Here is a 23765-nt window from a genome sequence, read left to right on the forward strand (position 1 = left end):
ACGATGGGACGAGCCCAAGGGGCGCGGGCGCAGATGGCGCTTGCGTTCGAGACGACCTATGGAATGCCGCCCGTGGGCGGTTTCACGAAGATGCCCTTCGCCAGCACCTCGCTCGGCGCAGAGCAGCCGCTGCTGAACTCAGAACTGCTAGGCTACGGGCGTGATCCGCTAGCGCCGATCAAGGATGCGGTGACGGCCGATGGCGATGTGGTCGTGCCGCTCGACGCAGAAGCCTTTGGGTTCTGGCTGAAGGCGGCATTTGGTGACCCAACCACGACCGGAACCGGCCCCTGGACGCATGAATTCCAGTCGGGGTCATGGACGCTGCCCAGCATGTCCATCGAGACCGGCATGCCCGAGGTACCACGCTTTGCCATGTATTCCGGCTGCGTGCTCGATCAGATCAACTGGCAGATGCAGCGATCTGGCTTGCTGACCGCGACGGCGCGGCTGGTGGCGCAGGGCGAGACGGTGGGTACGACGACGAATGCAGGCACGCCTGCCGCTCTCGAATTGCAGCGCTTCGGCCATTTCAACGGCGCGATCACCCGCAATGGCACCGCTCTCGGCAATGTCGTTTCAGCCGACATCACCTACGCCAACAATCTCGACCGGATCGAAACCATCCGCTCGGACGGCCGCATCGACGGCGCGGACCCGTCCATTGCGGCTCTGACCGGCTCCATAGAGGTGCGCTTCGCCGATCAGACGCTGGTGACACAGGCGATCAACGGCGATCCCTGCGAGCTCGAGTTTGCGTATGTGCTGCCCTCTGGCGAGAGCTTCACCTTCACCGTGCATGCCGTCTACCTGCCGCGCCCGCGCATTGAGATTTCCGGGCCGCAGGGCGTGCAGGCCACCTTCGACTGGCAGGCTGCGCGCGACAGCACGATCGGCCGGATGTGCACCGCCACTCTGATCAACGACATTGAGGTATATTGATGCTGACGCTCGATCTGACGAACACGCCGCGCTGGCATGATCTCGTGCCAGGTGTGCGGGCGGAGCTGCGCCCTCTGACCACGGCCCTGATGGTTGCGACGCGGAGCGATCCGGCCGTCGAGGCGGTTCCTGAGGATGCTTCCGACGAGGAACGCGCTGTTGCCTTTGCCAAGGCGCTCGCGCGCCGGGCAGTTCTCACTTGGGAGGGCATCGGCGACGCAGATGGCAATGCCATCGACCCCAGTCCCGAGGCCGTCGACGCGCTGCTAGACATCTGGCCGATATTCGAGGCCTTCCAGCTGACCTACGTTTCCAAAGGCCTGCTGCTGGACCAGGAAAAAAACGTCTCCGCGCCCTCGCCGAATGGTCCTTCGGCGGGGGCGAGCGATACTGCGACGCGTGCGAAGCGACGTGCGAAACCTGCCCGGCGCGGATGAACCAACCCATCACATTTGAGGGCTGGCAGGTCTGGGACCTCGTTGGCCGTCTTGGCGGCCAGCTCCGCGTGCTGCCTGGCGCGGTGATCGGCTGGGACATGTCGGCCGCGCTCGCCCTCGGTGACGCGCTTGGCATCCCGCCTCTGGCGATGGCCGAACTTCTGCCCGCCGTCGAGGCGGTGATGGTCACCAAACTCAACGAACAGATGGATCATTCCAATGGCTGAAAAGCGCGTTTCTGTCCGACTTGCCGCAGTCGGCGGCCGACAGGTGCGCGCCGAGCTGGAAGGTGTCGGTGAAGCCGGGGCGCGCGGGTTCGGGCGGCTCAGCCGGGAGATGGAGGCGGCCAACACCCGGCTTGCGGCGTTTTCCCGCCGTGTCGGAGTGGCTGCCGCTGCCGCCGTGGCCGCCGCCGCCGCCGCTGGCGTGGCCATGGTCCGCTCGGGGCTTCAAACCGTCGACGCGCAGGCCAAGCTCGCGCAGTCGCTTGGCACGACGGTCGCCTCGATCCAGACCCTCGAACGTGCGGGTGAGCTGGCCGGTGTTTCCATGTCGGGCATCGAGCAGGCGACGAAGGATCTGACTCGCCGCCTCAGCCAGGCCGCCGCCGGGACCGGACCCGCTGCCGATGCGCTGGAGCGGCTGGGGCTATCGGCTGCCGACCTGATTTCCCTGCCTCTGGATCAGCGAGTGGGGGCGATCAACGCCTCCATCGAAAGCTTCGTGCCCGCCGCCGAACGCGCCGCCGTCGCGGGCCAGCTTTTCGGTGAGGAAGGCTCCATCGCCATGTCGCGTATCGACACCGCGACGCTGCGCCAGGCGACGGAGGACGTCCTCGCTTTCGGCGTTGTCGTCTCGGAGCAGGACGCCGACCAGATCGAGCGGACGAACGATGCAATCTCGCGGCTTGGCCTGATCTGGCGTGGCCTGTCGAACCAACTGGCCGTCGCTGCGGCCCCTGCGCTGGAAGCGGTCGCCAACGCGATGGCGGCCGTAGCAAGCCGCACCGGGCCGCTCGGTATCGCGATCCGGGGCCTCTTCGACAATATCGGCCGTCTGACCACCTATGCCGCCACTTTTGTGGCTTTTCTTGCAGGGCGTTGGGTCGCCGGGATGGCGGTTGCAGCGCTGTCGGTCCGTGGGCTCGCCACGGCGCTGGTCCTGTTGCGCGGCGCGCTGATCCGCACCGGCATCGGGGCGTTGATCGTTGGCGCGGGCGAACTTGTCTACCAGTTCACCCGGCTTGTGTCGGGTGCGGGCGGCTTCGGCGAAGCAATGTCGCTCCTGAAGGACCTCGCCGTCGAGGTCTGGGACCGCATCAAGATGGGGTCAGCAGCGGCGGGCGCTGCGGCCACGGCGATGTTCTTCGATCTGAAGGCCGATGCCGCCTCCGGAATGCAGAGCGCCATCGAGAGTGTCGTGGCTTTTGGCAACACATCCGCGAACACGTTTGAGGGGGCCTATGAGGCGATCAAGGCGATCTGGGGCATGCTGCCAGCCGCCATCGGTGATCTGGCGTTTCAGGCGGCGAACAGCCTGATCGACGGCGTCGAGGCGATGCTGAACGGCGTCGTCTCGCGGATCAACACGTTCATCGGCGGGATCAACCAGGGGCTAGAGGCGCTCGGCTCCGAACGGCGCATCTCGATCATCCCTGATCTTGAGCTGGGTCAGATCGAGAACCGCTTTGAGGGTGCTGCGACAGCCGCGACCACCGCCGCACAATCCGCGTTTGGCCGTGCTTTCGAGACCAACCCGCTCACGGCACCCGATCTTGGGCTCAGTCAAGCGGCCAGTTCTGCACTTGCCACCGCAAATACCTATCGTGGTGCCGCGCGCGATCTGGCCGAGGGCGCGCGCGCGCCGCTCGCCAGTTGGCAGGCGTTGCGCGATGCGGTGCGGGGCAGCGATGAAGGTGGCGCGGACGCGCTCACCGAGGCGACCAACGCAGCTGACCGCTTTGAGACAGCCCTTGGTGATGCCGGACGCGCCGCTGCCGGTGCGGGCGCAGCGGTCGGCGCTGCAGCGGCCGCTGCCGAACCCGACACCGACGTTGCAGTTTCCGGCTGGCAGGCGGTCACCGCAGCGCTCAGCGACTATGCCAGCAAGGCGCGCGAAATTGGCGGGGACATCGGTCAGAGCCTCGTCAGCGCGTTCCAGTCGGCTGAGAACGCCGTGGCTACGTTCGTGAAGACCGGCAAGCTGGATTTCCGCGATCTGGTCACCTCGCTGCTGGCCGATCTTGCCAAACTGGCAGCGCGACGGTTCATCCTGGGGCCGATCGCCAACGCGCTCTCTGGCGCGCTTGGGGGAGCGGGCGGGATTTTCGCGAACATCTTGCATGCAGGCGGCATGGTTGGTGCCTCCGCGCCAGGCCGGATGGTCCCGGCGATGGCGTTCGCGGCCGCCCCTCGCATGCATTCCGGCGGCGTTGCCGGTCTGCGCCACGATGAAGTCCCGGCCATCTTGCAACGCGGCGAGCGCGTGCTGTCGCGGCGGGAGGCGCAGGGTTACTCCGCAGGCGGCGGCGTCAATGTCACCATCATGGCGCGTGACGCCGAGAGCTTCCGGCAATCCCGCACGCAGGTCGCGGCCGACATCGCTCGCGCGGTGTCGCTCGGGCGAAGGGGCATGTGATGGCGTTTCACGAAGTCCGGTTCCCCGACAATATCAGCCGGGGCGCGCGCGGCGGGCCCGAGCGGCGGACCCAGATCGTCGAGCTCGCCTCGGGCGACGAGGAACGCAACGCCAGCTGGGCGAACTCCCGTCGGCGCTACGACGTCGCCTATGGCATCCGCCGCGCCGACGATCTCGCGGCGGTCGTCGCCTTCTTCGAGGCGCGCAACGGCCGCCTGCATGGATTCCGGTTCAAGGACTGGGGCGATCACAAGTCCTGCCTGCCCTCGGGCGCGCCATCGCCGACCGATCAGGCGATCGGCACCGGCGACGGCACGGCGACCGCCTTCCAGCTGGCCAAGCGCTACGCATCCGGCGCGCAATCGTGGTCGCGCGCAATCGCCAAGCCGGTGGCGGGAACCGTGCGCATCGCGCTCGGTGGGGTGGAGCAGCCCTCCGGCTGGTCGGTCGATACGACCGCTGGCCTCGTCACCTTTAGCTCCGCGCCCGGCGCTGGCGTCGCGATCACGGCGGGCTTCGAATTCGACGTGCCGGTCCGCTTTGATAGCGACGCGCTCGATGTGACGCACGACATTGAGCGACTGGGCTCGATCACCTCAATCCCACTTCTGGAACTCCGCCGATGAAAAGCATCACCCCCGATCTGCAAGCGCATCTGGACGACGGGACAACAACGCTAGCGTGGTGCTGGCGCATCCTCCGCGCCGATGGCGCGAGTTTCGGCTTCACCGACCACGACCGGACGCTCAGCTTCGACGGCACCGATTTCGAGCCGGAAAGCGGGTTGACGGCGTCAGAGGTCCGCTCTGGCTCCGACCTGTCGGTCGATGCACAGGACGCAGAGGGCGTGCTGACCTCGGACCGGATCACTGAGACCGATATCCTCGACGGCCGCTGGGACAACGCGGAGGTCGAGGTCTGGCGTGTGAACTGGGCGGACACCGGCCAGCGCGTGCTGATGCGTCGGGGCGCTATCGGCCAGATCCGGCGCGGACGACTGGCATTCGTAGCGGAGGTGCGCTCGCTGGCTCATGTGCTTGGCCAAACGGTCGGTCGGACCTTTCAGGCGACCTGCGACGCAGCCCTTGGAGATGCGCGCTGTGGCGTTGATCTGGAGGATCCTGCTTTCAAAGGCAACGGCACGGTACTCGATGTGCTGCGGGATCGGGCTTTCACCGCATCGGGGCTCGGCAGTTTTACCTCCGGCTGGTTCACCTTCGGCACGGTCGAATGGACCGGTGGCGCAAAGGTGGGGAGGCAGGCAGAGATCATCGCACATGACCTGACTGACGGAATCGCAGTGCTGACGCTGCTCGAAGCACCAGTGAGATCTATCGCGGGCGGTGATGCTTTCACCATTCGCGCAGGCTGCGACAAGCGTATCGAGACCTGCAGCGCCAAGTTCGCCAATACCGCCAATTTCCGGGGCTTCCCGCACATCCCCGGCCAAGATGCGGTGCTGCGCTACGCCACCAAGGATGGTGGGCATGAGGGGTCCGTGCTTTGACCTCCGCTGATCCAGCACGTGTCATCGCCATTGCCCGGTCTTGGCTCGGCACGCCATACCACGACCAGGCGAGCCTGCGCGGCGTTGGCTGCGACTGCCTCGGGCTCGCCAGGGGCGTCTGGCGCGAAGTCGTCGGGCCAGAGCCGTTCCCGATCCCGCACTACAGCCGCGACTGGGGTGAGACCGGGCCGCGTGAGGTTCTTGCGGATGGCGCTCGGCGCATGATGCCGGAGATCGCACCTGCTGACGTCGTTCCGGGCGCGCTGGTCCTGTTCCGCATGTTGCCCCGCGCCATTGCCAAGCATGTCGGGATCCTCACCGGGCCTGATGCCTTCCTCCACGCCTACGAGCGGCTCGGCGTGATCGAGGAGCCGCTCACCCCGTCCTGGCGGCGGCGCATCGCCTTCGCCTTTATGTTTCCGCAACGCTGAGATTATCCCATGGCTACCCTCGTTCTCGGTGCCGCTGGTGCTGCCACTGGCGGCAGCATTGGTGGCGCTATCCTCGGCGTCAGTGCAGCCACCATCGGCGGTTTCATCGGCTCCACCATCGGCTCGGTCGTTGACAGCTGGATCATCTCGGCGCTCGCGCCGACCCAGCGGATCGAAGGCGCGCGGATGGACAATCTGCGCATCACCTCGGCCACGGAAGGTGCGGTGATCCCACGCCTCTATGGCCGCATGCGGATCGGCGGTAACATCGTCTGGGCGACGGATTTCCGCGAGGAGACAAAGACCACCACGCAAGGCGGCGGCAAGGGCGGTGGGGGTGGCGGCAAGGTCAAGACGACCGAGTATTTCTACTATGCGAGCTTCGCGGTCGCGCTCTGCGAAGGACCGATCACCGGCATTGGTCGCATCTGGGCCGATGGCAAGCTGCTGGACACCGCCGGGATCACATGGCGCTGGTATCCGGGCGACGAGAGCCAGACGACCGATCCGTTTATGTCCGCGAAGATGGGCGCGGCCAATACGCCAGCCTATCGCGGCACGGCATATGTCGTTTTCGAGGACTTGCCGCTCGGCAATTACGGCAACCGCATCCCGCAGCTCTCGTTCGAAGTGTTCCGCCCGCTGGCCGATCCCGACACCGCCGAGGGGCTAACCCGCGCCGTCACCATGATCCCGGCCTCGGGCGAGTTCACCTATGCGACGCAGGCGATCCGCAAGACCGACGGTGGCGCGACGCAGGCGGAGAACCTGAACGCGCTGGCCGACTCCACTGACATGGTGGAGGCGCTCAACCGGCTGCAGGCCATGGCGCCTGCGGTCGAGAGCGTCAGCCTCGTGGTGGCGTGGTTCGGTGACGACCTGCGCGCGGGATCGTGCAAGGTGCGGCCGGGCGTCGAGGTGTCGGCCAAGTCGACCACGCCCGCCACCTGGTCGGTCAATGGCGTCAGCCGCGCCAGCGCCTTCCTCGTCAGCCGCGACGATCAGGATCGCCCCGTCTATGGCGGCACGCCGTCGGACTTCGCGGTGGTGCAGGCGATCCAGGAGATGAAGGCGCGTGGGTTGCGCGTCACCTTCTATCCCTTCATCCTGATGGATGTCCCGCCCGGCAACACGCTGCCGAACCCGTATTCCGACAACGCCGCTGAGACGGGCCAGCCCGCCTTTCCTTGGCGGGGGAGGATCACCTGTTCGCCTGCGGCGGGATATGTCGGGAGCGTAGACAAGATCGGTACGGCCGCCACGCAAGTGTCCGCACTGTTCGGCGCGGCGACGCCCGCGAGCTTCAACATCTCAGGTCAATCGGTTTCGTGGACCGGGTCGTCGGGTGACTGGGGCCTTCGCCGCATGGTGTTGCACTACGCCCATCTCTGTGCGGCGGCAGGCGGGGTCGATGCGTTCCTGATCGGAACCGAGATGCCGGGGCTGACGACGATCCGCGCGAACGCATCCTCCTATCCGGCGGTGCAGGCCTATCGGGATCTTCTCGCGGATGTCCGCTCGATCCTCGGGTCTGGTGTGAGCCTCGGCTATGCGGCCGATTGGTCGGAGTATTTCGGGCACCAGCCGGGCGATGGCAGCGGCGATGTGTTCTTCCATCTCGATCCGCTCTGGGCCGATCCGGAGATCGATTTCATCGGGATCGACAACTACATGCCGCTCTCGGACTGGCGTGACGGGTTCGAGCACGCCGACGCGCAGGAGGGCTGGCCCGCGATCTATGACCGGGCCTATTTGCAGGCGAACATTGCGGGCGGCGAAGGCTTCGACTGGTTCTATGCCAGCGCCGTCGATCGTTCGGTGCAGGTGCGCACGCCGATCACCGATGGCGCGGCGACCAAGCCATGGGTCTTCCGCTACAAGGACTTGCGCGCCTGGTGGTCGAACCCGCATTACGACCGCCAGGGTGGGCTGGAAAGCGGAACGCCGACGGCATGGGTGCCGCAGTCCAAGCCTGTCTGGTTCACCGAACTTGGCTGCCCGGCCATTGATCGCGGCACCAACCAGCCGAATGTATTCTTCGACCCGAAGTCGTCCGAGAGTTTCACGCCGCATTTCTCGCGGGGCTGGCGGGACGATGCGATCCAGCGCGCCTATCTCGAAGCGACTTATCTCTGGTGGGGCACTCCGACGAACAACCCTGTGTCTTCGGTCTACGGTGACCGCATGGTCCACGTTCCGGAATGCGCCGCCTGGACGTGGGACGCGCGGCCCTATCCGTTCTTTCCGGCGCTGACCGATGTCTGGACAGACGGCGCGAACTGGCGGCTCGGTCACTGGCTGACCGGACGGCTCGGGGCGGTCTCATTGGCCGCGCTCGTCCGGCATCTCTGCCTGCGGGCCGGATTGCCGGAGACCCGGACCGACGTCACCGGCCTGTGGGGCGCAGTCGAAGGCTACGCGATTGGCGCGCTTGAAAGCCCGCGCGCCTCGATCACCACGCTGTCGCGCCATTTCGGCTTCGACGCTGTCGAAACCGAGGGCGTGATCCGGTTTGTCATGCGGGGGCGCGCCTCCGTGGCAAACGTAACCCATGACGATCTGGTGGCCGCCCGCGAAGGCGATGTGATCGAACTGACCCGCGCGCAGGAGACCGAACTGCCGCAGGCTCTGAAATGGCAGGTGGCGCGGGCCGACGAGGATTACGACGCGGCCCTCGTCGAGGCGCGACGCATCACCGTGGACACAACCCGGATTGCCTCGGAAAGTTTTCCAATGGCAGTCCCGCCAGAGGAAGCCGAACGTCGCTGCCGCCGGGCACTAATGGAAGCCTGGACTGGGCGAGAGACGGCCGCGTTTCGTCTGCCACCGTCGCGGCTGGCGCTTGATCCGGCGGACGTTGTTACGCTGGAACATGACCAGCGGCACATCCCGCTTCGGTTGGTCTCCATCGCGGATGTCGAGGCACGCGGCATCGAGGCCGTCCGTCAGGATCGGGAAGCCCACGACCTTCCGCCCGGATCGCCAAGACCGTCCTCACTCTCGAAGGCCGTAGTGTTCGGCGCACCCGAGGTCGTGCAGCTGGACCTGCCTCAGTTGACTGAGGATCAGCCTGCGCATCGGCCGCTGATCGCCGCCCATGCCATACCATGGCCCGGCGAGATGGCGGTCTACCGCAGCCCGTCGACGGACGGGTTCGAGTTGCTGACGACATTTGGTGGCCGTGCCCGGATCGGGACGCTGGTCTCGGATTTCTTCGCAGGCCCGACCTCGCGCTTCGATCTCGGTAATGCGCTGGTGATTGATCTGCTCTCCGGTACGCTGGAAAGCGTCACTGACGTGACGCTGTTCGGCGGGGCCAATGCATTAGCCGTGGAAAGCACGCCCGGTACTTTGGAAATCGTGCAGGCGAGCGCAGCCGAGTTGATCGCGCCGGACCGTTATAGGCTGACGCGGCTCCTGCGAGGACAGCGCGGCACGGAAGCGGCTATGGCCAATCCGGCTCCTGCATGCGCACGGGTCATAGTTCTCGACGAGGCTCTGGCATCTCTACCAATCGCCGAGGCCGATCTCGGGCTTCCCTGGAACTGGCGCATCGGTCCCGCAAGCCGGTCTGTCAGCGACGAGACCTATGTCGCCGCCTCCTTCACACCGGTTGGCGTGGGTCTGCGGCCGTTCTCCGTCGCCCATGTCCAGCAGCCGTGGCGTCGCCCCCGCACGCCCGGCGATCTGACCATCCGCTGGACGCGCCGGTCCCGAGCGCTTTCTGCCGACAGCTGGGGCGCAGTTGAGGTGCCTCTAACCGAGGAACTGGAAGCCTACGAGGTCGAGATCCTCGATGGCAGCACGGTGAAGCGGGTGCTGAGTGCGCCCACAACAAGCGCGATCTACACGGCCGCCCAGCAAACCACCGATTGGGGCGCGCCGTTCGAGCCCGGCGACACGCTGACAGTTCGCATCTCCCAGCTCTCCGCCCTGATCGGGCGGGGTGCGGCCAAAACCGTCACGCTCACATTCTGAAGGCCATCTCATGTCCGATGCCACGACCAAACTGCTGCTCCCCTACATTCTGGCGGCGCAGGCCCAGAAGCATGTCACCCACAACGAGTCATTGCGGCTCCTCGACGGGCTCGTGCAGCTCTCCGTTCTCGACCGCGACCTGACCGCGCCGCCCGGCAGCCCTGCCGATGGCGACCGCCATATCGTGGCGAGCGGCGGGACCAGTCACTGGACGGGGTGGGACGCGAACGTGGCACTATTCACCGACGGGGCTTGGCTTCGCCTGCCGCCACGCATCGGCTGGCGCGCATGGGTCGAGGACGAGGCGCTGCTGCTGGTCTACGACGGCGCGGGGTGGATTGGCACGACGCCTGCGACGCTGCAAAACCTGTCGCTTCTGGGGTTGGGCACCACCGCTGACGCCGCCAATCCGTTTTCGGCCAAGCTGAACGCTGCGCTCTGGACCGCGAAGACTGTGGCAGAAGGCGGGACCGGCGATCTTTTCTACACCATGAACAAGGAGGCTGCGGGCGACGACCTCGGTCTGACTTTGCAGACCAACTTCGTGACAAAGGCACTGGTGGGACTGTTCGGGTCCGACAGGTTCCGGGTCGCGGTCTCGGCCGATGGCAGCACCTTCTTCGACGGTCTGAGCGTCGACAACGCCAATGGCATCATCGACCAGCCGCAGCTGCCCCGCTTCAAAGCCTGGACCAACTACGACAACTATGTGGGCGTCGGGACCTGGACGAAGATCGGCCTGAACAACACCGACTACAATGACCAGGGGGCCTTCGACGTGGCGAACAACCACTTCGTGGCGCCCGTCGACGGTACCTACCTCTTCGGCGCGACGCTGCTTTACAAGATCAACGCCAGCGCCACGGCCCGCATGCGCGGGCGGCTGGTGCTGAACGGTGCGACAGAAATCCGGGGCTCCTTCGGCGAAATCTCTGCCACCCATGTTTCGCTGGCCACCGCGATCTGGCTGCAAACCATGGTGCCGCTGACTGCAGGCGACACCGTTGAACTGCAGGGGTATTTCCGGGTCGCGGACGGCTATTTCGCCGCCGATCACACGTCCTTCTGGGGCTGCAAGGTCGGCTGATAAGCGGGAGGATTGAACCATGACACCACCCCGATCCGATCAGGGTTTCGTGCGCATGCCGGACGCCGAGTTCGAGGCCATACTGGCACGCGCTGCCGAGAAAGGTGCCAAGCGCGCGCTCGCCGATGTCGGCCTCGATGGTGAAGAAGCGGCGCTCGATATTTGTGACCTGCGATCCCTGCTGGATTGCATCCGGCTGGTGCGCCGCACAGCAATGCAGACCGCTGTCCGCATGATCACCACCGGTGTGATGTTGGCGCTGCTGGCGGGTATCGCGATCAAGCTCAAGATCTTCGGCGGGGCCCCATAGCTCCGCCGCATCCCAATCCGTTAGCCCAACCGACCCGCACATGTGGCGGGTTTTTCGTTTCTGGAGGACACCATGACCACGACCTTTTACGACCATTGGCGCGACGTGCCAGAAAGCGCCTGGCACTGGCCCAACTTCTCCCCCGCCGAAATTGCCTGTCGTGGCACCGGCAAGCTGCTGATCAACGAGCCCGCGCTCGACAAGCTGCAGGCGCTGCGCGACCGGCTGGGCAAGCCGCTCATCGTCCGCTCCGCTTATCGCAGCCCGGAGCACAACCGCGCCGTTGGCGGCGCAACGCGTTCCAAGCACATAAGCGGCGCTGCTTTCGACATTGCCATGTCGAACCATGATCCGGTGGCCTTCGAGGCGGCGGCACGGGAGGCTGGGTTCCTTGGGTTCGGCTTCTATCCGCGCTCCGGGTTCATGCATGTCGATCTTGGCCCGGCGCGGCAGTGGGGTGAGCGGTTCCCCATCCAGGCGACCGATTTCGCCGAGGAAAGCCAGCCCGCGCGCGAGGTTCTGGCTGAAAGCCGCATAATGAAAGGTGGCGGAGCGGCCGGGGTGGCGACGCTGGGCGCGGCGGGGGTCGAAGTCGCACAGAGCGTCCTGTCCGAGACCCAGTCCGCCATCCTGCCGCTGGTGCCATATCTCGACACGCTTCGCTGGGTGTTCATCGCGGTGGCGCTCGTTGGCATTGCTGTCACGATCTACGCCCGCCTTGATGATTGGAAGCGAGGGCAGCGATGATCACCACCATTCTCGGCGGGATCGCAGCCAGCACATGGGCGAGGGCCGCACTGCGCTATGGTGCGATTGCCGTCGCCATCGTCCTGTTCCTGCTGTCGATCCGCCGCTCCGGCGAACGCGTCGGCCGGATTGCTGAACGTCTCGAAATCAGGGAGAAAATCAATGAAATCCAACGCCGGATGCTGGAGGCGGCCGCTCGTCGTCCTCACAATCGTGACGAGCTGGTTGACCGGCTGCGCGACGGCGAGTTTTGATCATGACGGCGTGGCAGCATGCCCGCCGGTCGTGACATACAGCGGGGAGTTTAAGGCGCGGGTGGCGCAAGAACTGGCGTTGCTTCCGGACGGATCGGCGGTTGTGGAGATGATGAGCGACTATGCGGTCATGCGAGATCATGCGCGGGTATGCTGAACGGAGCGACCGAAATCCGAGGGTCCTAGGGCGAAATCAGTGGCGCGCATGTATCCGAAGCGAAAGCGCTCTGACTGCAGGCGTTGGTGCCGCTGACGACGGGCGATACGGTTGAGGTCCAAGGGTATTTCCGCGCGCAGGATGGGTGCTTCGCGGCCGATCACACGCCCCCTTGGAGCTGAAAGTTCCAGTAGCCCACACTATCAACAAAGCTCGCAATACTTCAGACGTTGAAGCCAAAGCGATGTTTCAGAAGGGCGCAAGTCTCGGCTGTGGGCCCTTCGCCATAGTTGGAAGCGATGACAGTCCCGAAGTCCTCAAAGTCGATTGTGCCTTCTCCGCATATTGCAGTCATGAAAGCCTTCTCCTTGTTGGGTGGCACATGCACGAAGTAGTAGGCCCATTGACCCGTTGAGTCCTTGGCTTTGAGCTTTTGCACGCAATGACCTTCACGAGAGATGAGACGGTTCAAGAAGCTAATTGTCGGCATGAGGCACCTCCGGTTTCGATGTGGACGCAAGGCGGTAGCTTGGGTTTCGTCCGGGCCACCAATTTCTTAATATGCCTGCTTGGCTGTAATGTTGATAAACGTTGCGCGACGACAGAAGTTTGCCTTGTCCATAGGGTCTTCAGGGTCTGCGATCGAAAGGCATGGGCTTCATGAACACCCAAGACAGAAACGGCGCCGGAAACTTATCCGACGCCGTGTGATCTATGAATTTTCTTCGGCTGCAGTCGGTTCAGTCTGACGCAAGGGCAATCAGGGTCATTGTTGGTATGAAACCGTCGACTTGTTCGGTTACATCGATAGCCTCCACAGCGTACCAGAAAGCACGTGGGCCAAACATGATATAGCCGAGGATCAAGCCGATGATCTCGCCTGCGAACGGCGTTGCGAACAACAAGCGCCCAACGGTGAAGTCGAGGATGTCGATCAAAATTGCAATCATAAGTTTCATTTCCCGCTCCTTGAGGAAGTTGTAGGGCTTCCTGAAAGCTAAGGCATTCAGAGCGGACTGAAACTTGAGACGCTTTGAGACCTGTGTAGAACGAAATGCTCTTCATGTGGCATAGATCAAAGCAAGAACAAAATGAATCCAACTAAGCTGGCGGCCCAGCACAGTTCCAGAAACGCTCGAAACAAGAGGGACCGATCATTCCATGCTGACTTTCGCTTTGAGCGCTGAGGATCTTGGGCTAGCGCTTCATCCTCAGCAGTTCTACTTGCGGAGGACCCCGAGGATATAATGATCGTAAGGCCCTTTGGCCACCACCGTGCCGCATCCTCAAGTGCAATCAAGGAATTATCTGTAGCTCGCCCATTGATGGATTCAACCATTAGCTTCAGTGACGAAACGATCGCCATTCGGAAGATCATCGAAAGCCATATCGGTAGGCCTATTACAATCCAAAACGGCACCGCAATTGCCAACACAAAAAAACGGGATACTGTCCTCGCCATGCCGCCTTCGGCTCTCAATGGCGATCTTGCTTCTTCTTTGTTCATTCGCCTTCTCCGTTACGCGGCCATGCTCCAAACCACCTCAATAATCGCGAACCAACTTCCGGTTGCCGCTTTGAGAAAGTTCTTACTTCAGGGTTTTTTCCGTTTGATGACGCAATCCCGTTGACAACCACGGATAGAACGCATCCAATCTTAACGGGATCTAAATTGTCGGCGCCATGAAGTCGCAACAAAATATTACTCACCCAATCGCTGAATACCTCACTAAAGCGTTGAATTCCGTTCTGTCGCAGGAAAGCCTCAACAAGATCTCGTATGTAAACATGATAAGACGACCCGTCAGAAAATTGGATTGAAAACTCAAAAACGCTCCAAAGTAATTTGTCGGAAACTCTTTCGTTCTGGTTGAGTTTCCGAAGTATAATTACAGTTTTAATTTCACCCAAGATCTTGTGCGATCCGCGGAGAGCCTCCAAAATTGAAGAGGACTCTTCAATGCGTTGGCTTGGGGCTTCCTTGGTGCAGCGCTCACCACTTACTCCTAGTAATGCCATCGCGAGGTGAAGGCCGGGCAGTTCACCTGCATCAAAGTCAGAAGCCGTCTTCGAAGTCATGCCGAAGAAATCATAAAAATCAATTCCACGAAGAATACTTTCGACCAAATTACCTCCACCGACAACGTCCGTCTCTAAGGCCTTCAAGAAACCAATATCGTTTAGTCTTGACCGGAAGAGGTTTCCTAGGGAACCACAATTGACGCCCTTGGCGATAAATTCGCACGCAACTGCAATGCCAACTGAATCCCAAATGGGGGATGGGGAAAGAAGGTTTGCAGCTCGCTGCTCTATGGATTGTCCTATACTTGATTTCTCAACCTTCAAGCTAATGCTCTCATAAATCTCGTGAAGTTCGAATGGATGCAGGATGGACAGAGAACCGGCTATCGAATTATGATCATAATCTGATTCGCGAATCAACTTTCCGTCAAGAAACAATTTTGGGTGTTTCATCTCTGAGTTGCCAAAACCTACGTGCGACTTGATTTGTGCAGAAGCTCTTTGTAGCACCACGGCACTGGCACTGGTCTCGCAAAGCCGTGCGAGTGCCTCAAGGAAGACAATAAATGCTTCCTCTGAAGATAAGTATTCACAAGTAATCGGTCGACACAAATCATTTTCATCGAGGTGCACGAGTTGGCTCAGTACCCCCAAATGACGTTTGTCTGGCTGAATAGATACTTCATCGAGTGATTTTTTTGAGAGATTATCGATGTTGGGGGGCTGAAGCGCTATCTCAGAACGGCTGGCTTCAGGAACCTCGAAAAATGTAGCTGACGAAATCCATGAGAACCTTGTTACAGCCAAGTATTCTTGCCATGTTGGAGACTTCTGATGGCAAACCAAGCAATGTGACAGGTAGTTTTTGGGACGAGGAGCTTCTGAGTTTCGAGTTATCTCATCTCCGCTGAATTGGGTACGAACAAATACCGTGGTTTTCGGAATTGGACGAAGAACTCTAAATATCGCTGCAGACCCGCTACTTCTGAAATCTGGATCAGGTGGCAACTGAGACAGTATAGAATCCACTACGCGATCCGGAACGCCAGGGCTAGATGCAATTATCTGAAATCCTCGAGAGCGAAGTCGACCGAAGAAGGCATTTGTGTAGACAAAGTGGGACCAAGCCGATTCCAATTTTTTATTCCTCTCCGCGCAGCAGATTCAATCGACTTAGTGCCCATACAAGGGGATCCGTAACTCCAAGGGGATGGATGTTCTCAGTGCCAATCTCAGGGTTGTGACCAAGAGATGACACACCGAAGCAGGTACTGTCATCAAACCTATTTTTTGCACTCTGCAGGTAGCCTCGCACGCCGCTATCGAAAAGGAACGTTTTTATTAAATCGGCGTTCTCGCGTATCTTCTTGTCTGAGTATACCTCTGAGAAATCCAATTTAGAGATTGTATTTACATGCCTGTCTAACTTTGCGGCAATGATTCCCAGTGGGGCAGACACCTTTTCTCCAACAGCTACTACGCCATGCGTTGTGTGAAGTTCATAAATTCGCGCGAGTATATCGCTCGCGCTCATGCTGTTGAGCGTTATTTGTGTACTTGCACTTTGGGCTTGACCCGCCACATCGATCTCAATTGGCCGCGGCTCTTCGTTTACAATGTCGGCAAGGTCTATGAGGTGCAAAATAACGTCGGAACGGTGAATGTACTTTAGGCTATGCGCCATGTATTCAACGTCATTTAGATCTTCTCCAGCGACGTCGAGAAAGATAAAAGTAGCGCTCTCTCCGGTGTCTTGATGAGTGAAAGAATATACTAGTGGATTATGAATTTCCTCAATTCCTTTTCTGTCACTAGGTGGAATTTTTTCATTTCTTACAAAGATTGGGTCATAGTAGTTTGTTCTATAGTGGGCACGCGTAAGCTCCCCAACGGGCTGGAAGTCGAACCCGTTGGCTGGACCTATATTTGCGGAGAGTTCTTGTATCGCTGCAGCAAGCCAAGTGGATTTTCCTGCGCCAGGTGTTCCAATAATTGAAACAATTATGGATGTATCCCCACTTTGTGATATCGGGATTGGCATCTTGCAGTTCCTACATATTTTTTGTTGGGAGCCTTGATTGCAACTAGGACAGCTTCCTTCTTGTTTCTTTGCGATCCCGATGGCCGCAAGAAGCTCCGAAAGAGCGCCTCTCTGGAAACAGTTTCCAGTCATTCCAGAAGCGGGCAGAACCTTGATATTTTCAGGATTATACTTTTTTTGCGAATCTAACGCAATTTTGCATTTTCTATTCTTACAAAGGAAAATATCGGAATGATCGCTCGTTGCCTCGAAACAGTATGGACAAAATTGATGTGACACTCGTGTCTATCCTTCTACGACGTTGGTTGGCCAATGTTGCCAAATCACAATATGGACGATCTTCTAAGATGAGCAGTGTTCGGCCCGTTCATTGGCTTAGAAGTACTTCTTTCGCTTCATTGATCTCCCGGGCATGCTTTTCGAGCACCTTCCGTTGCCTTGGCGGCAAATTCCTTATGAGGTCTGGATGAACCTCCTTCATCGCTTCACGATAGGCGCGCTTGATTTGCTCTGGGCTGGCATCTATCGGCACCCCAAGGATCTCACAATGTCTGGCTCGTTCTTCATCTATTTGCGCTTGCTGTTCACCTGAAGCTCCGATGTCTTGCTCTATCGCTGCGCCAAGCCTTCGCAGACTAAGCTGCAAATCAGTATCTGGGCAGAATTGAGCCATGCAGCGCAGAATGTGAGCATGCGTTTGAGTATGGAAGTCAGATCGATCTACAACTTCATCATGAATAATTGCAAAGAGCATATTAGTGATCCTGCGGTCGAGATCTCGCGAAGCGTTAAAAATAGCGCCATGAACCTCGCCCATTTCAGACACGCTTTGGTGCATACGCGAATGTTCCTTTAGAATATCTCGAAACTGCTTTTGCCCTTCGGAATTAAGGGAAAAGAAGTTCGAAATTTTCTCGATCATATTCCTGAGGTCGCTTTTTTGAAGCGTACGTTCCGCGCGAGCGATGAGCAAGATGTGGTAAGCAATTGCTTGAATGTAAGGGGCATTGCCCTCGCCCAAAAAATCCTTCCCATTTTCGAAGACAAACCTAGAACGAGAAAAGACTCCGGTTGGCCCAGCTCCCGTAACCATGACAATAAGGGGTTTGTATCTTGAAACTGTTTGGAAAGCGCCTGCTGACACCAAGGCTTCAAACTTTGCTCCATCCTGTGCAGGAACAAGATCAGATACGGCCACAAAATCGCCATCGCTGTCGCGGTTCAATTCATCCCGTGACTTCAAGAAATCACCATCTTGATCCAAAAGGTGAATCTGCACCACACACTCGGACAGGTCTCCTTCAAAACCTCCCAATACACCGCTCAAGACGAAACTATCGCACCGACCGTAGGGCACGCCTCGGCGATAATTCAGTGTTTGAAAGAGATCTGGGAACGAGGAGCTACCTGAAGAAGGGGATTCTTCGGAAAAAAGTGATTTCGCACCCTGGTAAATGCCATACCCGAGTAATCCTAGGGAAAAGGGATCCATAAACCTGACCTTGCTTCTGAAACCTAGCTGGATTGCGCGTCTGTTTTCATCTTAGCGCATTGTAATCCAACCTGGCTTGAGACCTCTTGAGAAAGTGACTTTGGGTCCAACCGAACCTTTGATTCTCCGGCGTTCGCTCCAAGCTATATTGGTGAGACCGGTGCAACCAATCAACCCGAATGACGTACTCGGCAGCACCTGTGACACGGAAAACAGCGCGCTCATGCGAGATTGTTTGCGGATTGTGCAGTTTGCACGGGCTGAGCGCCAAGGACTACAAGCCAGCCAATAATCTCACTCCGCGCCGACAGCATCGGTTGCTGCAGAAGAGGTGGAAGCAGACGAAGTTGCGATCGGAGCGACGGTTTCGGATCCAACGCTCGTTGATCCGGCTCCATTGTCGGATATCTGTGTGCTCGCGCCGTTTGTGATATCCGGGGATAGATCTGCGGGCTCAATCGTTGGCGCATCATCCGTCTCCGACGCCAGCGAGGCGGCATGATCTGCGTCATACTGCGCGTCTCTGGCGATGTCGTTATCCCATGCTTCGAAGGCCATGTGTGCTGCGAACGCGTCGACGGGGCTTAGCCCTTCCCAAGGTTCAGGCGGATCTTCGGCATTTTGGTCATGCCCCTGGGAATCGCTGCCAAATGATCGATCCAGGACGTCCTGCGGCAGCAATGCGTCCTCCTCCGACCAGTCGGTTGGAGCGCTTTCCATGAGGGGTGCAGCAGTGTCGAGTTGCAGCATGTCTTCGAAGACCTGTTCCGATGGGCTGGGTCCATGTTCTCCGAAGGCGTCGCCTTCACCAAGTGAAATCTCGGGCATTGCGAGGTCGTCTGTGGGCGACAACAGGGCACCCGGATCAAGAGTGCCGACGCCAGGCCCCAGTTCCTCAGGAACAGTCCCTTGCACAGCGTCGTCGCTCTGCTCCCGCCCCAGGAACTGGTCGAATTGTTCCGGGAGCCCGCCCCAGAATTCTCCATCGCCATACCCCGGAATGAAGACCTCTTCGCCAAGAGGTGTGTCCGGCACGGCGTCGGCGACATCAATTTCGTATCCGCGCTCGTTCAGTTCGCTGAGCAAGCGCTCGGTCACATAGTGGCAGTTTTGATCGACAAGGAGATAGGTCATGTCTTCGGCGTTGATGGCAGCGCCCTCGGCCTCGAGGATCGACTTGAGGTGCGCGCCATCCTCGACGCTGCCCGACCAGATCTCATTCGTGTAGCGAGGCGCTTCCATGTTCTTTTCCGAGAGTTCGTAGGAGCCCCCGGCGAACGTGCCAGTCTCATGAACAAGCGGCAATGGGTTCGAAAAGGTCGGGTCGAGTTCGTATCGGCCGGAGAAATGTTGGGGCGGACTGCCATTGCCGGGGTTAAAGACAAGATAGCTGTGGGCAGAGACTGTGTTCTCCACTTCGTCGGAATCGTCAAATGGACCGAAGGGGCGCACATGAACTTCTAGACTTGCTTCACCGGTAGCAGGAAAGGGCCCGTACCAGTGAATTCCATAAGGCGCTTCAATTGCCTCTTGAGTGGGCTCAGCCGGTTGCTCGCCAGTTCTGGACAGGAGCAAAGGGTCTTTGATTTCCATCGGGTTTCCTTCCGGTCAGTGTGCCCAGAGACGTTGCGCAACTGTTGCCGCGCCGTCTGCTTCGGTTTCGTTGTCGGCGTGATCCAGCGGCCCCGCGCGTCTGCGCGTCCATGGACGAGGCTTGGCTGGACTAGTCGGTGTTCCACGGTTTGGTTTGGGAACTGGTCGACCGCCCCAGTTCCAGACGCTGACCGGCGTCAAAGGCATGGCGTAGAGCCAGGCGCGCAAGGGTTCGGTCGCGACCAGTGTTATGCTGCCCAGTTGGAACAGGCATGACGCGATCTGGAGCTCGCCCTGGACACACTTGGGCAAGTCCGTGCGTTCCGGCTCAGCGGGTAGCATCTGAAACATGGCGTGATGCGCCACGAGCACCAAAGTGTGCAATCCCATCATGATCTTCTGTTGCAGTGTCATATCGGCGATCTCCTTGATGCTCAGCGTGCAACAACCGACTGCGAGGCCATGACTGCGCGGGTGATTTCATAGGCCAGGTGTTGGGTGCGCGCAGGCCAGGTAGGCGAAGACAGGGTCATGTGCTTGCCACTGTTCAACTCGATCACCAGCCGGCTCGATGCGGTCAGGCTCTCAAAAGCGTTCCGGTGGAAATTGACCCGACCGATATCCATCACACGGAAGTTCAATTGATCGGGGAAGATCCCGCGGCGCAGGGACAGGAGGTTGCTGCGCGGATCGGATGGGCAAAGCGTCAGGATCAGTTCCGGACGCACGCCTGGGATGAACAAGACCAGCCATGGCGCCATCAGCACCAGACCACCCACACCGACGCCGAGTGCGATGCCTGAACTGGAAAGGAAGAACGACCCGAGCAGCGCGAGTGCACCCGCAACTGCGAGGAACAGCCGCAAGTGATACGACCAGACCAGGCGCTTGCCTCTGAACGCGACCGTATGCCCATCCGGCGGACCACGGTGCAGGTCGGCGCGGTTCATTGCGATGCCAAGCATCAACCAGGCCGCTGCCACCGAAAGAACGCCCGCAATGCCCCAGACCACCCAACTTCCAGCAATGGACGCGACGAAAGAAGCAGCGATGGAAACTCCGGGATGGTGCAGAAGGGCGAAGAACAGAAGTGCGGGCAGCATCACGACGCCACCAAAAGCCCAGACCCACGAGATCAAAGGCGAAGTCTTCGCAGGCCGGGTTTTGGCCAACGTACGAGAAGTCTGGTCTGGTTCAAGCGTAGGTCCCGCCACTTCCTGCACACTTGGCAGTGTCGCTTGTGCCCGCTTGTCCATTGAGGTTTTGTGCTTCTGCACGGCCACTGTCTCAGAGACTTGCTCCGCCTGCGCTTCGGCCCGTTCCCTCGTTTGTTGCGCAAGCAGCGCGGCGTTAGCCTTTTTGCCGTGTTCGGCGGCCTGTTGGGAGCGTTTGAGATAAAGCTTTGCAATGTCCTCGCAACCCAAACTACGCAACGAACTCGCAAACAGCTCTTCGGCCTTGGGGTCACCTGTCCTGAGCACGGCGCGCATGGCCGCTAGGTGATGTGGGTTGATTGTGCTAACACCGCGCGCCTTGACGAAGTTCTCAATCGAAACCTGAGTTTCAGCGTCGAGTTCGCCAAGTAGGCCATGGAAAGGGTTGTGACGTTGCTTGTTTTGAGTACGTGCCGGCTGGGAGGGCTCAAAAGTCTGATTTTGTTCAGTCATTCGATTGGTATCCTTAGAGTATGTGCGAGGCGGCGCTTGGCTTGGGTGCCGAGTGAAGGCCGGCGCCAAAATAGCGATTGTGTCGACGCAGAAGATTGAGACCTGTTGAGATCAACCTTCCGCTTCTACGGAAGGTCGACGTTCCTACGTCCGGATCGCTCGCGTGCGATGACCGACGGTGACGATGGTCTCCCCATCGACAACGAGGTAGGCGTCAAGATCCCGTTCGATCTGGGCATATTTGGCCCGCCCGAGTTCTTTCTTTGCCTTCGTTCGAGCGGCGCGGTTCATGAAGACCTTCTCCGCCCCATGCGCCTGTTGGGCCGCGCCGAAGGCAAGCAAGGTTTCAATCGTTTCTCGATTTATCCCACGCTGGTTGGCGCGCCTTTCTGCATGGCGGGTGAGGCGGAAGGGCATTGTCACCGCGTCTGCCATCACACCCTCCCTCCAGCATTCGAGGAAGCGGCCACAGTGTTGGTCGCGATCCGCGGACGGGTAAAGAGCACCATTGTGACCGCCCACAACAAACCGGCAACGAGAAGAACCGGCCCCTCGTCCGTGCCGAGCATGGCAAGGCCAATACCGGCCGGCGCAAGAACGATGGCAAACCAAACAAGGCGCCAGGCAAAAATGACCGACGCGCGCGCGGCGCGGTACATCGCCCGGAGCACGGCGTTGAGGATGAGCACTGCCAAAATGATGGCAGCCAAGCCGCCAGCGGCGTACAGGGCGAACTCGAAAACGCTGGTCCACTCCACCTCGAAAGTTTCGTTGATCATGATAAGGATCGCGGCCATGGTAGCCACGGCGAAAGGCATTTTCAGCATGTCAGACTTCTCCACTTTAAGACCGAACCGTTCGGCCCATGAGAAGCAATCTGGTCGAATTCGCTGCGCTGAATCCTTGAGAAGGGTTGAGAGCTATCCGACTACGCTTTTTGTGACGCACAAATCGAGGCAAATGCAGTGGCCTGTCCCTCTCCGGCACCACAGTGCCAGCCCGATGTGCTGGATGATGTGATGGTGCCGGGAAGCAGTCCGAACCCAGCAGCAAGGCTGGGTCACTGCAGAGTGTACAGGCGTCATTAGAACGGTGGGACACTTTATTGCCAATCGCGGCATCGCACTTGTTGCTGCGTTACGGGGAAGGGCGACTGTTCGGGGATTGGTGGCGTGGGTTAGGGGTGGCTTTTCCTAGAAGATCAGGGTCGAAGCGCACGTCGTAGCGACCGCCGATCTCTGGAAGCTGACCGCTCCGTGCAACCAGGACTTCTGTATCATCCAGCCCCATAAGTGCCTCGGGAGAAACGCCACCGACAAGCGCCGCGATCTCTTCGGCAGACGCTCGATTTGCTGGCGGATAGGCAAGAATGGCGCCTGCATTGTCCAGAAGCACCCTGTGAGCATCGCCGTAAAGGCTTTTCATCTGGTGCAGCGTCTGAAACACGGCCATCACGCTCATGCCGTATCCACGACCGAGCGCAAATGCCGTCTCCAACTGTGTCATTCGTCCAAGGGAGGCGGCTTCATCGATCGCCAAGAGGGTGGGCTCCGCCCCAATGGTCTCACGCTGGAAGAGGGCAGTCAGGATCGTATCCATCCAGAGCCGCAGGATTGAACCATAGGGGCGCAGAGTTGCCGGCGGCATGACGATGTAAAGGGTGATCGGATCGCCGTCGCTGATCGAGGACAACGGAATGTCGCCATCGCTGGTGGCAGCACGGATTTGACGAACGCCGAACAACCTCAACATCGCCACTGCGGTTGCAAGCACGCCTCCGCGGGTAATCTCAGGCATGCTGAGGACGGCCGCAATCGAACGATGCGCCTCGGCGGGCATGTCCTGATCCTTATCGAGCAGGACCGCCATGTTGTAGACGGCATCATCAGACCGGATCAGATCGGACACTCTAGACAGAGATGCGATCCCGCGTCCCGCCGTCTCTTGCGCCACAAAGTGCTGAACAAGGCCGACGATGAGAGCCTTCGCGTTGTTGTCCCAGAACGGATCCTTGAGCGATTCGGTCGGTGACACTGCATCGACAATCTGCCAAGCTACGTTGTCTGGGTCAGGCGAAGCCGCCACCATTGCCAGGGGATTAAGCGCAAAGGAGGGAACACCAAGGAGGCCGAAAGGATCAAGCACAAGAACTTCCTGACCCATTTGTGCGCGTGCCTTGGCGGTCGTGTGATAGAGTTCGCCCTTCACGTCTATCACGAATGCCGCACCGGGATGATCGAGCAAACGCGGGATCACACCGCTGGTCGTTTTGCCTGACCCAGTCGGCCCAAGTAGGATTGAATGGCTGTCAGCGTACACATGCACAGGAGTCTGCGGATCAATCATTAGGGTTTGACGACCGAATCCAATTTGTCCGCTGCGACCCATTTTGCGGTATGCGATTTTCGCCAGACTTGTTGTCATATTGAAGCGCAACTCTCGTCAGTGCCAATTCTGCCCCAC

At 59.9% G+C, this 23765-nt stretch carries 24 protein-coding genes; 12 read left to right on the forward strand and 12 right to left on the reverse strand.

All coding sequences use genetic code 11. From position 1 onward, the window contains the following. Positions 1-3 precede the first annotated feature (3 nt). The 12 genes from IMCC21224_RS04020 (at position 4) to IMCC21224_RS04075 (ending at position 12330) form a co-directional block, all read left to right on the forward strand. Positions 4-942, forward strand: a complete 939-nt coding sequence (locus IMCC21224_RS04020) for a phage tail tube protein (protein WP_047994249.1) — start codon at positions 4-6, stop codon at positions 940-942. Continuing rightward, positions 942-1379, forward strand: a complete 438-nt coding sequence (locus IMCC21224_RS04025; RefSeq protein WP_047994250.1) for a hypothetical protein — start codon at positions 942-944, stop codon at positions 1377-1379. The genes IMCC21224_RS04020 and IMCC21224_RS04025 overlap by 1 nt, the downstream gene beginning before the upstream one ends. Then, positions 1376-1606, forward strand: coding sequence for a hypothetical protein (locus tag IMCC21224_RS04030; protein WP_047994251.1), 231 nt, complete (start codon positions 1376-1378; stop codon positions 1604-1606). Before IMCC21224_RS04025 ends, IMCC21224_RS04030 begins: the two co-directional genes overlap by 4 nt. Next, positions 1599-4016 carry a phage tail tape measure C-terminal domain-containing protein gene (locus tag IMCC21224_RS04035; RefSeq protein ID WP_047994252.1) on the forward strand — a complete coding sequence of 806 codons (2418 nt, stop codon included), beginning with the start codon at positions 1599-1601 and terminating at the stop codon, positions 4014-4016. Before IMCC21224_RS04030 ends, IMCC21224_RS04035 begins: the two co-directional genes overlap by 8 nt. After that, positions 4016-4642 carry a DUF2460 domain-containing protein gene (locus IMCC21224_RS04040; RefSeq protein WP_047994253.1) on the forward strand — a complete coding sequence of 209 codons (627 nt, stop codon included), beginning with the start codon at positions 4016-4018 and terminating at the stop codon, positions 4640-4642. The genes IMCC21224_RS04035 and IMCC21224_RS04040 overlap by 1 nt, the downstream gene beginning before the upstream one ends. After that, the gene (locus tag IMCC21224_RS04045; protein WP_047994254.1) at positions 4639-5523 is read left to right on the forward strand and encodes a DUF2163 domain-containing protein; all 885 of its coding nucleotides are present in this window, start codon (positions 4639-4641) and stop codon (positions 5521-5523) included. The genes IMCC21224_RS04040 and IMCC21224_RS04045 overlap by 4 nt, the downstream gene beginning before the upstream one ends. Further along, the gene (locus IMCC21224_RS04050; protein ID WP_047994255.1) at positions 5520-5954 is read left to right on the forward strand and encodes an NlpC/P60 family protein; all 435 of its coding nucleotides are present in this window, start codon (positions 5520-5522) and stop codon (positions 5952-5954) included. The genes IMCC21224_RS04045 and IMCC21224_RS04050 overlap by 4 nt, the downstream gene beginning before the upstream one ends. Positions 5955-5963: 9 nt before the next feature. Further along, positions 5964-9932, forward strand: coding sequence for a glycoside hydrolase TIM-barrel-like domain-containing protein (locus IMCC21224_RS04055; protein ID WP_047994256.1), 3969 nt, complete (start codon positions 5964-5966; stop codon positions 9930-9932). A gap of 10 nt (positions 9933-9942) precedes the next feature. After that, positions 9943-11019, forward strand: coding sequence for a DUF2793 domain-containing protein (locus IMCC21224_RS04060; protein ID WP_047994257.1), 1077 nt, complete (start codon positions 9943-9945; stop codon positions 11017-11019). A 19-nt stretch (positions 11020-11038) separates the two neighbouring features. Next, positions 11039-11329 (forward strand): DUF6127 family protein, encoded by a 291-nt coding sequence (locus IMCC21224_RS04065; protein WP_047994258.1) that lies wholly within the window; start codon positions 11039-11041, stop codon positions 11327-11329. Positions 11330-11401: 72 nt separating this feature from the next. Beyond that, a complete protein-coding gene (locus tag IMCC21224_RS04070; protein ID WP_047996857.1) occupies positions 11402-12076 on the forward strand; it encodes a D-Ala-D-Ala carboxypeptidase family metallohydrolase in 675 nt (224 codons plus the stop codon). Beyond that, a complete protein-coding gene (locus IMCC21224_RS04075; protein ID WP_047994259.1) occupies positions 12073-12330 on the forward strand; it encodes a hypothetical protein in 258 nt (85 codons plus the stop codon). The genes IMCC21224_RS04070 and IMCC21224_RS04075 overlap by 4 nt, the downstream gene beginning before the upstream one ends. Positions 12331-12710: 380 nt before the next feature. On the opposite strand, the gene IMCC21224_RS04080 is transcribed toward IMCC21224_RS04075, so the two are convergent. The 12 genes from IMCC21224_RS04080 to IMCC21224_RS04130 all read right to left on the reverse strand — a co-directional run bounded on the left by IMCC21224_RS04080 (position 12711) and on the right by IMCC21224_RS04130 (position 23726). After that, a complete protein-coding gene (locus IMCC21224_RS04080; RefSeq protein ID WP_047994260.1) occupies positions 12711-12977 on the reverse strand; it encodes a hypothetical protein in 267 nt (88 codons plus the stop codon). A gap of 250 nt (positions 12978-13227) precedes the next feature. Continuing rightward, positions 13228-13446: a hypothetical protein gene (locus IMCC21224_RS04085; RefSeq protein ID WP_047994261.1), complete on the reverse strand. Its 219-nt coding sequence runs from the start codon at positions 13444-13446 to the stop codon at positions 13228-13230. 116 nt (positions 13447-13562) lie between these two features. Next, on the reverse strand, positions 13563-13994 hold the full coding sequence (locus IMCC21224_RS27660; protein ID WP_156178109.1) for a hypothetical protein: 432 nt from the start codon (positions 13992-13994) through the stop codon (positions 13563-13565). Next, positions 13991-15646, reverse strand: coding sequence for a hypothetical protein (locus tag IMCC21224_RS27665; protein ID WP_231582013.1), 1656 nt, complete (start codon positions 15644-15646; stop codon positions 13991-13993). The genes IMCC21224_RS27660 and IMCC21224_RS27665 overlap by 4 nt, the downstream gene beginning before the upstream one ends. A 4-nt stretch (positions 15647-15650) precedes the next feature. Further along, positions 15651-16829 (reverse strand): GTPase, encoded by a 1179-nt coding sequence (locus tag IMCC21224_RS26945; RefSeq protein ID WP_156178113.1) that lies wholly within the window; start codon positions 16827-16829, stop codon positions 15651-15653. Between the two features lie 88 nt (positions 16830-16917). Then, positions 16918-18042: a DnaJ family molecular chaperone gene (locus IMCC21224_RS04100; RefSeq protein ID WP_082135129.1), complete on the reverse strand. Its 1125-nt coding sequence runs from the start codon at positions 18040-18042 to the stop codon at positions 16918-16920. Positions 18043-18336: 294 nt separating this feature from the next. Further along, complete coding sequence (locus IMCC21224_RS04105) at positions 18337-19635, reverse strand: hypothetical protein (protein ID WP_047994265.1); 1299 nt, start codon at positions 19633-19635, stop codon at positions 18337-18339. A 15-nt stretch (positions 19636-19650) separates the two neighbouring features. Continuing rightward, complete coding sequence (locus tag IMCC21224_RS04110; protein WP_047994266.1) at positions 19651-20049, reverse strand: hypothetical protein; 399 nt, start codon at positions 20047-20049, stop codon at positions 19651-19653. A gap of 20 nt (positions 20050-20069) precedes the next feature. Further along, a complete protein-coding gene (locus tag IMCC21224_RS04115) occupies positions 20070-21302 on the reverse strand; it encodes a hypothetical protein (RefSeq protein ID WP_047994267.1) in 1233 nt (410 codons plus the stop codon). 144 nt (positions 21303-21446) lie between these two features. Further along, entirely contained in the window at positions 21447-21737 is a 291-nt protein-coding gene (locus IMCC21224_RS04120; RefSeq protein WP_053078886.1) for a DUF4258 domain-containing protein, read from the reverse strand. Beyond that, positions 21737-22129 carry a hypothetical protein gene (locus IMCC21224_RS04125; RefSeq protein ID WP_156178115.1) on the reverse strand — a complete coding sequence of 131 codons (393 nt, stop codon included), beginning with the start codon at positions 22127-22129 and terminating at the stop codon, positions 21737-21739. Before IMCC21224_RS04125 ends, IMCC21224_RS04120 begins: the two co-directional genes overlap by 1 nt. 310 nt (positions 22130-22439) lie before the next feature. After that, a complete protein-coding gene (locus IMCC21224_RS04130) occupies positions 22440-23726 on the reverse strand; it encodes a type IV secretory system conjugative DNA transfer family protein (RefSeq protein ID WP_047994269.1) in 1287 nt (428 codons plus the stop codon). Between the last annotated feature and the right edge of the window lie 39 nt (positions 23727-23765).

Origin of the sequence: Puniceibacterium sp. IMCC21224 (assembly GCF_001038505.1) — a bacterium.
In the GTDB taxonomy this organism is placed as follows: Bacteria; Pseudomonadota; Alphaproteobacteria; order Rhodobacterales; family Rhodobacteraceae; genus Puniceibacterium.